Here is a 13017-nt window from a genome sequence, read left to right as displayed (position 1 = left end):
ACGACTCGATTACTTAGACAAGCTGTTTAGGTAAGCTTTGTCAGAGATATCTGTCCATGCACGTGCTTTTTCCATGTACGCAGACTGAGACTCAAGAATTTTCTTAGCTAGTGGGTCAGCTGCAGCTTTTTCAGCAAGTAGCTCATCGTTAGCTTTACGCATTGCGCCGATTACTTCAGCTGGGAAAGATTTAACCTGAATGTTCGGGAATTCAGTTTTCATGCTTGCCCAGTTTTCAGCAGAAGAGTGGTAAGACTGGATGTACATATCGTACGCCGCAGTACGCATTGCTGTTTTAAGGATCTGCTGAAGATCTGCTGGTAGACGCTCAAACTTCTTCTTGTTGATCAAGAACTGAAGTTCAGTCGCAGGCTCATGCCAGCCAGTGTAGTAGTATGGAGCGATCTTGTGGAAACCCATACGTAGGTCAAGAGAAGGACCTACCCACTCCAATGCATCGATCGTACGACGCTCAAGTGCTGTGTAAAGCTCACCCGCTGGGATGTTAGTTGGTTTAGCACCTAGCTTAGCTAGTACTTCACCCGCGAAGCCAGGGATACGCATTTTCAGACCCTTTAGGTCGTCCAGAGAGTTGATCTCTTTCTGGAACCAACCGCCCATCTGGTTACCTGTGTTACCACCAGGGAAGGACATTAGGTTGAACTTGCCGTAAACCTCATCCATTAGTTCCTGACCACCACCGTAGTAGAACCAACCATACTGTTCAGGTGCTGTCATACCAAATGGCATAGTCGTGAAGTACAGCGTATTTGGTACTTTACCCTTCCAGTAGTAAGACGCGGAGTGACCCATATCATACTGACCAGAGCGAACCATATCGAAAACACCTAGTGGTGCTTTGTGCTTGTTCTTAGAGTCGATTTGAATTTTAAGACGGCCGTTGGACATCTCTTCAGCTAGCTTAGCCATGTTTTTAGTCGCATCACCAAAAACTGGGAAGTTAGTAGGCCAAGTTTCTGCTAGCTTCAGTTTGTAAACCTTGTCAGCAGCCATTGCTGGCGTAGCCAGTACTGCAGTACATGCAGCTGCAGTAATTAACTGCTTAGGAAAAGTCATTTTGAACATTTTTATTATCATCCTCTCTCTATAAAACGCGATTTCTAACCGTCATATAAGTGTGGTCGCACCTGAAACAATCTCCTGTCCACCCCAACTACGACCACAACTAGCACTGCTAAAACTATAACCATGCTAGCCCTTACAGTCTTACACAGCATGCCATACCCCGATATTGGGATAAATGCGCATAAGTACTAGATAGATTACTTAGATGACGTACGTAGTAGTACGTAGAAAAACTTCTACTATAACTTAGCTTCTGATACGTTGCGTATCCAGTAAGAAGGCTAGAAACCATATAAAAATCAGCTCACTAGGCCCTTTTATTCAGGCATTAGTAAAAATCGTATCGCCCTGTTGATCGATCATTGACTTGGCTTTGCGTACCATTTCATCCGCGCATTGAGTTTCGTCCATCAAAACATCCGCTCGGATAAAACGATGAGATTGCTCACCCTTTTCAATAAAACCATTGACTCTATACCCCGCATCTTCTGATATCGGCATAGGTTTGATGATATAGCCGTTGTATTCCACCTCGATAAAACTGCTCGTCGCTTCTGGTTCTGTCTTATTAGCTGTAAATAACTCACTGATTTTTTTAATCAGAGACATTTAAATGACCTTTGAAAAATTGATTACATATCAATATGAAAATTTTGCTGCGGTATAAATGGCGAATGCCTTTTCCCAGATTTCACCTACTTTACCATTGCCTACAGGATGTCCATCAAGTTGAGTGACCGGAGCAATCTCTTTAGAAGAGCTAGTGATCCATAACTCATCCGCAGAACGCACCTCATCCATTGAGATAGTTCGCTCCTCAACGGGAATCGTTCCATCTGCCTTTAAGCTATCTACAATAATCCGGCGAGTAATCCCCGGTAGGATCTGACTATCTAACTTAGGCGTCAGTACAATACCATCTTTGACGATGAAGACGTTACACGCACTGCCTTCAGTAAGCTGATTATCTGCGTTATACAACAGCGTTTCATCGCTACCAGCAGAGTAGCCTTGTTGAAAGTGGATAACATTCCCAAGTAACGCGGTTGATTTGATGTGACAGCGCTGCCACCTTAGATCTTCAGTACTGACCAGACTATATTGAGTCACTTTATCTCGATCGACTGGTTCAGGGTCTTTGATTGGGAAGGTATAGGCAAAAATAGTCGGTTCTACACCCTCTGGATAGGCATGATATCTCTTGTCGTCAGTACCTCTAGAGACATGCACATATACCCCTAAGTTATCGGCTTGATTACTGTTTTTCTCGATTAGATCGTTCAGCAAATTACGCCATTGTTCAGCGGTGAGGGAGCAGTCAATTTCGATCTCTGCTAAACCATTTAACATACGCTGGATATGTAAACCTAAACCAACCGATTGTCCCTGATAGTAAGGTATCACTTCGTAAATACCATCACCGAAAAGGAAACCGCGGTCTAAGGGCGATATACGTGCTTCTGACAACGGTAGGAAATCACCATTAAGGTATGCAATGCTCATAGAGATATCCCTCCACTTATTCTTTTACCAAACCAATAATTTGCCTTAATTCATTAATAACGCTTTGCCCTTCGGATGCCGGCAAACCATCTTCAGTTAACTCATTTTCTCTTGTCACACCATCGACGCTGCCTAATTTGGAAAGATAACGAAGTATTTCCAAGGGCTGTATATCGGCAAAGAAATCTCGATGGTTCCAAAAACTTAGAAAAGCAATAATGCCGTAGGCTCCCCAGTTAGAGACATCCGTAATTAACAACTCATCCACTTCTGTAACCGACGCTTTGATATCAAGAGTTTTAAGAGCGTCTTTTACATTACCCATACCTATTTCATTGCCACCATCACCAATCCCTATGGTTGGGCATTTAGCATTAAGAATGAATGTATCAAAACAAGCAGTACGATCGCTGATGTTCTCACCACGCATATTGTAATAGCGCCCATCTTCAGCCTGACCTGGGCGTTCGATAGAGATGACTGCTTCAGGGTTGTATTGATAGAGCGCTTGAAAAGCTTCTAACGTGCGCTCTTTATGCTCGCCCACACGAATTTCATGAACTCTATAATCAGGCATCAGCGCCTGAGATACAGGTGGACCACAGACAATAACCGGTGTCGCACCAATCGCTTCTAAGACTTTGTATAGCGCGATCGCCCCTACCGGCCCATCCGTTTCAAAAGTATCCACAACAGGGAAGCCGGTTCCAATCAATACATGCCCTCTGCATCGATTAAGCATTCGAGCAGCACGCAGGTAATAGCCTGATTCCAACTCTGGCTGGATCGTTTGCATGCCACGCAAATTTCTTGCAACCAATAGGTCTTCAATTTGCTTACTTAACGTGGCTTCATTTGGCATAACGGCACCTATACAACTGATACTTGTGGATCGCTAATTCACTTTATCTGGCTCGGTTCGTTCAAATTTTTTCTGCGTTAGTGATTGAATATTGTGCGCATCATCAATCGTTATCTGCTCAAACGAAACTTTGGCACCCGGCATCATTTGCGCCATTTTTGCGGTATCAAACGAGAGCATCGAGCCAATTTTTGGGTAGCCTCCGATGGTTTGTCGATCATTCAGTAAAACGATTGGTTGCCCGTCTGCCGGGATCTGAATAGCACCATGACAGATCCCTTCCGATAAAATCCCATCTACCGACGCTTTAACTTCAGGTCCTGATAATCGATAACCCATACGGTCTGCTCGATCAGTAACTTCATACTCGCTACTAAAAAATATGCGCTTATCGTGTTCGCTAAAAAGATGCTGTTGATAACCGCAGATAACCCGCAAGCAGGCATATTCATCGTATTGTGGTCGATGATGCTCAGCTAGACGATAGGCTTTAGCCTCTTTTACTTCTGTACAGTATAGAAAATCATATTGTTGAAGCTTGCCGCCATCTATACCGCCGACACCTTCTCTCATAACGGTCGCGCTGCTGGAGAAATTATGCTCTACCTGAAACCCGCCACTCACAGCTAAATAAGCTCTCGCGCCTTTGGTTGCGAAGCCTAACTCGATCCGATCCCCTTGCTGGATTTTCTGGGCATGCCAACACTCCCTTTCCAACCCATTAACCTTAAACGGGATATCTGCTCCGGTCACAACCATGTAAGTATCAACATGGGATTCCAACACCAATCCACCAACACTCACTTCTAGTAGAGAGCTATTTAGGTCATTGCCTAATAAACGATTAGCCCATTTAAAGGCCTGCGCATCTAGCGGCCCACCGGTCGTTAAACCAATACGATGGTGACCAAAACGGCCTGCATCTTGAATAAGTGTTAACAGGCCCGGCTGCAATACTTTAAACCCCGTTTCACTCATAACTGTCCGCCTAACGCGAGAAACTCCTCTCGGGTGATTGGATTAAAAGCCACTCTATCCCCAACCTTAACCGGCATATTCGGTGTTTTATCCGGCGTAAACATTTCAGTTGGACACAGACCTATCAAATTCCAACCACCTGGTGATTCAGCGGGATAAACAGCTGTCTGTCGATCCGCAATAGCTACAGCCCCTTTAGGTACTTTTTGTCTGGGTGTGGATAAACGCGGCGCAGCGATTCTAGGATCGACCTCTCCTAAATAGGCAAATCCTGGAGCAAAACCTATGGCATAAACTCTGTACTCTTGTTGGCTATGGATCTGGATCACTTCATCCACATCCAGACTCGCATTTTGAGCCAGCATCTCTAGATCAGGGCCCGATTCCGGACTGTAATAAACGGGTAAGGTAACTAGATTTCCCTCCTGTTGTTCAGCTTGATCCAGCTGTGTGAGTAACCCACGAAGGAGTTTCTTTATTTCCAGATGATCACAGCTAAACAGATCGTAGATCACTAACAAAGACGCATAGGAAGGGACGAGATCGACTAGCTTATCAGCCAACTCTATCTCTAAGACAGAAACAGCGTGTTGTACTTTGGCAGAGGTTTCTGGGCTGGCTGTATCACCAAAATAGATGATTAGCGCATTCTCCCCTGCTACTTCTATTCTCATGACCGGATTAACTCTCGGATCTCTTGGATTGCATTAACACCATCCATATTATCCCCATGTACACACAACGTATCGGCCTGTAGTTTAAGTTGATGGCCGTTTACGGTTGTAACGGAGCCACTCTCTTTGAGCTGGCGAACTTGAGCCAACATTTTCTCTTTGCTGTGTACCGCGCCTGGCAGTGAGCGTGATAAGAGTTTGCCATCATCGGCGTAACAACGATCTGCAAATATTTCAAACCACAGTTCGATACCTATCTGTTTTGCTTCTTCACGATGCTGTACCGCCTGTGGAGTACTTTGTAACATCAATTTTAATGGTTTGTGGTAAGCCGCTATAGCGCGCATAACATCTTGTCGAATTGAAGTATCCGCCATCATGTCGTTATACATAGCACCATGAGGTTTAACATAAGTAAGATCTAGTCCTACACTGGCGGCCATCCCATCCAATGCAGAGATCTGATAAAGCAGCATCGATGTTAATTCATCAGAGCTCACTTTTAGACTACGTCGACCAAAGCCAACAAGATCAGGATACCCCGGGTGCGCACCTATCATGACGCCGTTTTGTTTTGCGAACGACAATGTTTTCTGCATGACCAACGGATCGCCCGCATGAAAACCACAAGCGATGTTTGCCTGATCAATATGCGGCATCACCGCTTCATCCAGCCCCATTTTCCATGAACCGAAGCTTTCACCTAGATCACAATTTAGCTTTAAACTCATTCAGTATTCCTTAAATCAAAACCTTCAATCACGCCTTGATCAGAAGATGGCAAGGCGGCTATTGGGTAGGTCTGTCACGATCATATGGCCTGGGCTGTGAGTAATACAGAACGACGGTTTAGCCTGTTCTATTGCCACTTGAGGCGTTACACCACAGGCCCAAAAAACGGGCAGTTCGCCCTCGTTAATTGTGACCGCATCGCCAAAATCAGGTTTGTGAATATCTTTAATACCAATCTCTGTAGGATCACCCAAATGTAAAGGCGCGCCATGAACAGAAGGGAAACGGCTACAGATCTGAATAGCTCGTATCGCATCTGCCGCCTTCATTGGCCGCATACTGACAACCGTATCACCACTAAAACATCCAGCGGGCTTACAAGGGATATTGGTTCGATACATAGGAACATTAACCCCTTCAGTTATATTTCTGATCTCTAAGCCATCCGCCAATAGTGCTTCTTCAAATGAAAATGAACACCCTAAAACAAAGGTGACCAGATCACCTCGCCACAATGCAGATACATCTGGTAGTTCTTCAATTAACTCACCATCCCGATAGACTCTATATTTGGGAATATCAGTACAAATATTTAGATCTTCTCCTAAGCTCGGCAGCATAAATTCACCTGGTTTCTCAGACATACCAATAAGAGGACAAGGCTTAGGATTTAACTGACAAAACTGTAAAAAATCACCGGCATAACCTTTAGGTAAAATAACCAAATTACCTTGCACAAACCCAGCAGCCGCACCAGAAGTATTTTCTTGAAACTCTCCTCGACGAATCATCTGGCGTATCTGCAATGGTGATTTATCTGAATACATAATTGATCCTTTTTCTGCTAAAGCTACATACCAAGTTTAATCATAGCGTCATATCAGGAGGTACATTTGATCCATTTATCTAAGTATGTACCCGATGTCGAAATAAAGTCACTATTAAGCTGATTTAAAAGTAATTTACTGTTCTAAATGAAAGGTCTTAATTTTTTTTAGTGCTAATATGATCAAATAGATAGCCAATCTTTTAACACTATTTCGCATTCTAAATTCCATTTAGATGCATTTTGGATTTTATATTGGAACCTCTATGAGTTACCTAGACACTCAGGAAGTCGTTAAACAATTAGCCGATCTAACAGGCGCTTTAACATCTGAGAAAGATCACTCAAAACTGTTAGATCGTATAATTTTGGGGTGTATGTACCTAACCAATGCGGACGGGGGAACGCTATATACACTTAATGAAGATAATGAAAACGAACTTAAATTTTCAGTCCTTCATAACCGTTCTTTAGGTATCCATCGAAAGCCTCGAGACCTCCCTGCAGTAGAGATCCACAACGCACAGCAGCACGCTTCCAAACTGGTTGTTGTACAAACCTTCGTTCAGAGGGAAACCATAAACATCCCCGATGTGTATGACTGCGATGAATATGACTTTTCAGGAACTCGTAAATTCGATAAGCAACTAAACTATCGTTCAAAATCCTTCTTATGTGTGCCATTACAGGATCATGAAGGAGAAATCATCGGGGTATTGCAGTTACTTAATGCTATGGACAACGATGGCAATATCATTGCCTTCCCAGACACCCAACAGCACTTAGTCGAATCTTTAGCATCACTTGCAGCAGCTGTATTAACCAAACGCCGCTTAATCGATGCCCAAAGAATTTTATTTGAGTCGTTCATTAAATTAATAGGCCGCGCAATTGACCATAAGTCACCCGTAACAGGTAAGCATTGTGAACAAGTACCCGAAATTGCCATGCTACTTGCTTCAGCAGTTAACAACGCAACTGCTGGAACGTTCGCGGATCTGAACTTCAATGACCTAGAGATGTACGAATTACGTATCGCTGCATGGCTACATGACTGCGGTAAAATAACAACCCCTGAGTACATTATCGATAAAGCTACGAAGTTACATACGATGTTTGATCGTATTGATTTGATTGAATCCCGTTTTCGCGAATACAAACAGCACCTTCAGATAGAAGTGCTGCAACAGCAAATGCAGTTATCTGAAGAAGAGTTTGCGACTGCACAGCAAAATTTAACAACTAAGCTTCAACAAATAGATATTGATTTTGAGTTTATTAGAAAATCTAATACTGGCTCTGAATTTATGGCTCCCGAAGACAAAGCACGTGTAGGCAGTATCAGTGAGATTAGCTGGATTGATAGCGAAGGTAACGCACGTCACTTAATCTCCAAAGATGAAGTCGATAATCTTTGTATCAGCAAAGGAACGTTGACTGATGATGAACGTCAAGTCATGCGAGATCATATTAAAGTGTCTATCGATATGCTTGAGTCTCTAAAATATCCGAAGCAACTTAAGCAAGTACCTGAAATCGCATGTAATCACCATGAGCATATGGATGGCAGTGGTTACCCTAGAGGAATCACAGCAGAAGACTTATCAACGCGTGCTCGTATTATGTGTATTGCTGATATTTTTGAAGCGTTGACTTCACCTGATCGCCCATACAAGAAAGGCATGTTGCTGTCTCAAGCTATGACAATATTGGGGCGTATGGTGGAAGATAATCATCTCGATCCAGATCTGTTCAAGCTGTTTGTCGAAAGCGGTACTTATTTGGAATATGCCAAATCCCACATGACCCCGCGCCAAATAGACGAGTTTGATCCAACATCCTTACCCGGATTAAATTAATCGTTTACTTGCTGGTGTGGCTATAAACACCACACCAATCTTTATTAGGCGGCATACCTTTAAACTCGTTAATACGGTGAAGATAAATTCGCGTCATTTTGTCTTCAGGGTGATCTAACAAAAATTGCCCGAATCGCTCTTCTGCCAAGTCCCAATCTTTTTCAACATAAGCTGCTATCGCAGCAGAAAAGAGCTCTATACTAGCTTGCTGTTGCAAAGTACACGTCTCACGTAAACAGATAGGTTCATAGATATCTACAGGCTCACTACGACCTTTAACCTGCACACGATCCAACTTCCTGTAACTATACTCTGGCACTTGCGATACAACTTCCCCGCTGACCAAAAGCGGAGTTCCATAATACTTAGTCAGCCCTTCCAATCTTGAGGCAAGGTTTACAGCATCCCCCATCACGGTATAGGCCATACGGAAACTCGATCCCATGTTACCTACATTCATAGGACCGCTATTGATTCCCATTCCAACGTCGACAGCCGGCAAGCCTTCTTGCTCGAGCTGTTTGTTTAATGCAGGTAATACATCGAGCATTTTCATCGCTGAGCTTAATGCATTACGCGCGTGATTCTCGTCTCTGAGTGGCGCCCCCCAGAAAGCCATCACGGCATCACCGATATATTTATCCACAGTTCCACGTTGCTCATGAATTATCTGGGTCATACCGGTGAGGTAAATATTCATCAATCGAGTTAGTTGCTGAGGGTTAAGCTGCTCAGACAAACTAGTAAAACCGCGAACATCTGAGAAGAACACACTCATCTCACGGTTTTCACCACTTAGTTGTACGCTCTGATCTTGTTCACTCAACTCTTCCACAACCTCTGGCGGAATATACTGGCCAAACTGAGTCGCCAATTGAGCAATATTACGCGCTTCAAAAAAATAACCCGTCGTTTGCTGAAAGAGATAAAGTACAGATACCAGAATTAAGGTATACCCTAACGGAATAACCCAAAACATCTGCTGCCATGCGTAAAGGTTTGCACCCACCAACACAGCAACCCAGGCTAATGTGAATAACGTCGAGGTTAAAACAGACACGCGTGGAATGATCAAAGAGAGTAGAACACCACTCACGATCAACTGAATAAGTTCAACACCCAAGGTGTAATCCGGCTGGTGTTGTATACGCTCATCGAGCATCCCAGATAAGATGTTTGCATGCACTTCTACACCCGAGTAACGGTTACTCATCGGCGTGACTCGCAGATCCAACAAGCCAGCAGCGCTGGTACCGACAAGAATAATCGCACCTTCCAACTGGGAGGCATCAGCCGTTCCCCTAATCACATCGGTTGCTGATATATAAGGGAAGCTGCCTTGAGGGCCTCGATAAGGTACGAGCACTGCGCCATGCTGATCTACTGGAATACGCACCCCTGCCGCATCCACAGCAACTAAGGCATCTTGTTTGCCAGTGACATCCGATTCAATAACCGACGTCACTGACTCTTCTCCAAACAAAGCCAAAAGCATTGAAAGGGCCAGAGAGGGATAATATTCCTCTTCGTAACGCTGGATCACAGGTACACGGCGATATACACCATCAGAATCTACCATGGGATTATCAAAAAAACCGTTCCAAACACTCACACTATGGAGTTCATTCAGACTGGAGATAATTCCACTAGCTTCAGGAATAGGTAATCGATCTAAACGCTCATCATTACTAATAACCGGACTACCGGGATGGCCTATCTGTAGTTTTTTCAAACTTCGGTCAAATAGATATCCTAATACTACAGGACGATCAGCAATCGCTTTCGAGAAAATTACGTCAGAATTTAATTTATCTATAAGCTGATCTAAAGTTTTTTCTTTTGATTCTGATACCAGTTGTTTCAGTGCAGATAAATCGACACTTTGATCAGCCTCTGAGAAAACCATATCAAAGCCCACAATAGCGACACCGTATTGGTCGAAAAGCTGGTCCAACATCAGTGCCAATTTGGCTCGGTTCCAAGGCCATCGCCCTTCCGCTGCTAGGCTTTTTTCATCCACATCAACAATAACAATGCGCGGATCTTTTTCTTCGGATAAAAACTGTCTTAATCGCAGATCGTAAAGGTCATACTCAAAACGCTCTAACAGCTCAAGACGATCGCCCTGAATCACAGGTATCAACATCACTAAAGTGAGTATCAACCCCAAAACAGTACGTATCCAACGTTGTTTCATCGTTTACTCTGCCGTTACTCTGCGCAATTGATCGAAGTCGATGTCGCCTTTAAGTACTTTCTGTATCCCATCCTGCAGCAAGCTCCGCATACCATCAGATATTGCTTGCTCACGAATTTCGCCAATTGTCGCTCCTTGATAGATTTTTTCCTTCATCTCAGCTGTCGAAATCAACAGCTCGTGGATACCTGTACGCCCTCGATACCCCGTGTGGTTACATTCTTCACAACCTACGGCTTTATAGAGCTTCACCGTATCCCCCATAATCAGTTCGCCCGCCTGCTCACCGTAACGACGCAGCAAGAAAGCGATCTCATCATTTGAAGCTTTATACGCCTTACGGCAGCTTGGACATAGTGTTCTTACTAAACGCTGAGCCAACACGCCTAAGAGTGCATCCGAAAAACTCACTGGATCTATTCCTAAATCAAGCAAACGGGTGATGGTTTCAGGAGCAGAGTTGGTGTGGAGTGTTGATAAGACCAAGTGACCAGTCAATGACGCTTCTACTGCCGCATGGGCAGTTTCTTGGTCACGCATTTCACCAATTAAAATAATATCGGGATCTGCACGTAAAAATGCACGTAATGCCGCAGCAAAGGTAAAGCCGGTTTTTGGTTGTATCTGAACTTGTTGCAAACCAGGCTGCGTAATTTCCACAGGATCTTCAGCAGTCCAAATTTTCTTCTCGGGCGTATTCAAGGTAGCAAGTAGCGCGTGCAGGGTTGTTGTTTTACCTGAACCAGTTGGCCCCACAACTAATAAGATACCGTGAGGGTTGTCCAGTAACTCCTTGACTCCGTCTTGAATTGGCTTAACAAAATTAAGTTGGTCAAAAGCTACTGGCTCTCCACTTTGTAACAAACGCATAACAACACCTTCACCATTCACGGTAGGTATTGTTGCGACACGAACCTCAAGAGGAAGTCCTTGTAAACGCACCGCAAACTTACCATCTTGAGGTAGGCGTTTTTCGGCTATATCTAAACGCGACATAATTTTGATACGCGATACTGTAGCCTTAGCATGCGTCGCTGGGATCTGAATAATATCTTGGCAAACACCATCTATCCGCATACGCACGTTAGTTGGTGTTTTACCTTTACCAGGCTCAATATGAATATCGGATGCTCTGAGCCTCTTAGCATCTAATAAAACACGATTTACTAGGCGAACAACGGTCGAGTCTTCCTCTGAAACCTCTTCGCTTTCTGCTATGGTCTCATCCAAATCCATTTCAGGGCTATCATCTAGCTCGTCTAGGAGAGTACTAAGATTTGCACTGTCCTGCTGACCTCCCGAAACCACAACCCCCAAATACTGATGAATATCATCCAGTAAGCCAACACATATATGAGTATCTCGTTGACCAACTACATTCTTGATTTCAATCAGGCGCTTAGTATCATTAGGGTCATCAATTAAGATTAAAACCGTCTCACTATTCTGTTCAGACAATAAAACAAGATTACTATTACGAAGATACGCCTTATTTACCTTTTCACATAAAGGGTGGAGAAAGAATTTTTCTGGGTTATAAGCAATAAAAGGGACTTGGTAAAAGCACTCTAATGACTGCCCAATCTGCTGACTGGTCAGTCTGGCATTATCTCTTAACAAGCGTGTCAGTGGAGTTCGCGCATCAGCTTTCTTTTCTAATTGCTCAAAAACTTTTTGCTCAATTAGATTTTGCTCTAAAAGATATTCAAACGGTGCTTCTGTACAACCAAAATCATAACGAAATTTTTGCCCTAATAGCTCAGCAAATTCCCGCCCTCTTTTTAGATCAATAGCAGAAAAAAACTTCCCATCTTGCCGATTTATGATTTGGATTACGCCTAATAGTACATCTTGATACAGGATAGGCAGAACCAACATGGAACGACTGGTGAACTCTATATCTTTTTCAAAAGACGCATTGAAGCGCAAGGAGGGGTGTATTTTTTCTAGCTCAGCTGAATCTCGCACATCTTTGATTGTTATTGCTTTTTTACTTAGGGCAACAAAACCTGCGATAGATGATGCTGTAATAGGCACACGAATTTCAGTTACATCTTCGCCAGTCTTAAATCTAGAAACAATATCCTTGCTCGAGCGATTTCGTTGGTATACGGTGATGCGCTGAGCGTTAAACAAAGCAAGCAACGTCTTTTCGACCAGAGGATAAGCTTCTTCAAAACTCTTTGCCTGATGAATTTTGCTCAGCACTTTTGTTAAACGAGAATAAAACTGCTGTGTATCCTTCTCAATCGCTTTTGTCATGCTCTACTACCATAATGTTATTATAGTTTTTTGATTTA

At 43.5% G+C, this 13017-nt stretch carries 11 protein-coding genes; 1 reads left to right on the top strand and 10 read right to left on the bottom strand.

Annotation, left to right across the window (positions count from 1 at the left end):
* Positions 1-9: 9 nt before the first annotated feature.
* From ACMXYR_RS04535 to ACMXYR_RS04500, 8 genes are all read right to left on the bottom strand, one after another.
* The gene (locus tag ACMXYR_RS04535) at positions 10-1086 is read right to left on the bottom strand and encodes a TRAP transporter substrate-binding protein (RefSeq protein WP_415893746.1); all 1077 of its coding nucleotides are present in this window, start codon (positions 1084-1086) and stop codon (positions 10-12) included.
* Between the two features lie 321 nt (positions 1087-1407).
* The gene (locus ACMXYR_RS04530) at positions 1408-1695 is read right to left on the bottom strand and encodes an HlyU family transcriptional regulator (protein WP_415903091.1); all 288 of its coding nucleotides are present in this window, start codon (positions 1693-1695) and stop codon (positions 1408-1410) included.
* Between the two features lie 30 nt (positions 1696-1725).
* The gene (locus ACMXYR_RS04525) at positions 1726-2589 is read right to left on the bottom strand and encodes an aminotransferase class IV (RefSeq protein WP_415903090.1); all 864 of its coding nucleotides are present in this window, start codon (positions 2587-2589) and stop codon (positions 1726-1728) included.
* A gap of 16 nt (positions 2590-2605) precedes the next feature.
* Complete coding sequence (locus ACMXYR_RS04520; protein WP_415903089.1) at positions 2606-3451, bottom strand: DUF4392 domain-containing protein; 846 nt, start codon at positions 3449-3451, stop codon at positions 2606-2608.
* A gap of 33 nt (positions 3452-3484) precedes the next feature.
* Entirely contained in the window at positions 3485-4429 is a 945-nt protein-coding gene (locus tag ACMXYR_RS04515; RefSeq protein WP_415903088.1) for a biotin-dependent carboxyltransferase family protein, read from the bottom strand.
* Entirely contained in the window at positions 4426-5103 is a 678-nt protein-coding gene (pxpB, locus tag ACMXYR_RS04510; protein WP_415903087.1) for a 5-oxoprolinase subunit PxpB, read from the bottom strand. The genes ACMXYR_RS04515 and pxpB overlap by 4 nt, the downstream gene beginning before the upstream one ends.
* Positions 5100-5834 (bottom strand): 5-oxoprolinase subunit PxpA, encoded by a 735-nt coding sequence (locus ACMXYR_RS04505; RefSeq protein WP_415903086.1) that lies wholly within the window; start codon positions 5832-5834, stop codon positions 5100-5102. The genes pxpB and ACMXYR_RS04505 overlap by 4 nt, the downstream gene beginning before the upstream one ends.
* 39 nt (positions 5835-5873) lie before the next feature.
* Positions 5874-6662 (bottom strand): putative hydro-lyase, encoded by a 789-nt coding sequence (locus tag ACMXYR_RS04500; RefSeq protein WP_415903085.1) that lies wholly within the window; start codon positions 6660-6662, stop codon positions 5874-5876.
* A 265-nt stretch (positions 6663-6927) separates the two neighbouring features.
* Here ACMXYR_RS04500 and ACMXYR_RS04495 point away from each other — a divergent pair, with 265 nt between their 5' ends.
* Entirely contained in the window at positions 6928-8520 is a 1593-nt protein-coding gene (locus ACMXYR_RS04495; RefSeq protein ID WP_415903084.1) for a GAF and HD-GYP domain-containing protein, read from the top strand.
* Positions 8521-8524: 4 nt separating this feature from the next.
* Here the strand turns inward: ACMXYR_RS04495 and ACMXYR_RS04490 are convergent, their stop codons facing one another.
* Both ACMXYR_RS04490 and ACMXYR_RS04485 read right to left on the bottom strand, forming a co-directional pair.
* Positions 8525-10717: a CHASE2 domain-containing protein gene (locus tag ACMXYR_RS04490; protein ID WP_415903083.1), complete on the bottom strand. Its 2193-nt coding sequence runs from the start codon at positions 10715-10717 to the stop codon at positions 8525-8527.
* 3 nt (positions 10718-10720) lie between these two features.
* Positions 10721-12979, bottom strand: a complete 2259-nt coding sequence (locus ACMXYR_RS04485; RefSeq protein WP_415903082.1) for a GspE/PulE family protein — start codon at positions 12977-12979, stop codon at positions 10721-10723.
* Positions 12980-13017: the final 38 nt, after the last annotated feature.

The sequence above is a fragment of the Neptuniibacter sp. QD29_5 genome (assembly GCF_047778125.1).
Taxonomy (GTDB): Bacteria; Pseudomonadota; Gammaproteobacteria; order Pseudomonadales; family Balneatricaceae; genus Neptuniibacter.
Note: the sequence above shows the minus strand (reverse complement) of the source record. Positions and strands in the feature narration are given on the sequence as shown.

Excerpts from the sequence above, each read along its gene's own strand:
- ACMXYR_RS04535 (WP_415893746.1), bottom strand. The coding sequence starts at position 1,086 with ATGTTCAAAATGACTTTTCCTAAGCAGTTAATTACTGCAGCTGCATGT.
- pxpB (WP_415903087.1), bottom strand. The coding sequence starts at position 5,103 with ATGAGAATAGAAGTAGCAGGGGAGAATGCGCTAATCATCTATTTTGGT.
- ACMXYR_RS04495 (WP_415903084.1), top strand. The coding sequence starts at position 6,928 with ATGAGTTACCTAGACACTCAGGAAGTCGTTAAACAATTAGCCGATCTA.
- ACMXYR_RS04530 (WP_415903091.1), bottom strand. The coding sequence starts at position 1,695 with ATGTCTCTGATTAAAAAAATCAGTGAGTTATTTACAGCTAATAAGACA.
- ACMXYR_RS04500 (WP_415903085.1), bottom strand. The coding sequence starts at position 6,662 with ATGTATTCAGATAAATCACCATTGCAGATACGCCAGATGATTCGTCGA.
- ACMXYR_RS04520 (WP_415903089.1), bottom strand. The coding sequence starts at position 3,451 with ATGCCAAATGAAGCCACGTTAAGTAAGCAAATTGAAGACCTATTGGTT.
- ACMXYR_RS04505 (WP_415903086.1), bottom strand. The coding sequence starts at position 5,834 with ATGAGTTTAAAGCTAAATTGTGATCTAGGTGAAAGCTTCGGTTCATGG.
- ACMXYR_RS04515 (WP_415903088.1), bottom strand. The coding sequence starts at position 4,429 with ATGAGTGAAACGGGGTTTAAAGTATTGCAGCCGGGCCTGTTAACACTT.
- ACMXYR_RS04490 (WP_415903083.1), bottom strand. The coding sequence starts at position 10,717 with ATGAAACAACGTTGGATACGTACTGTTTTGGGGTTGATACTCACTTTA.
- ACMXYR_RS04485 (WP_415903082.1), bottom strand. The coding sequence starts at position 12,979 with ATGACAAAAGCGATTGAGAAGGATACACAGCAGTTTTATTCTCGTTTA.
- ACMXYR_RS04525 (WP_415903090.1), bottom strand. The coding sequence starts at position 2,589 with ATGAGCATTGCATACCTTAATGGTGATTTCCTACCGTTGTCAGAAGCA.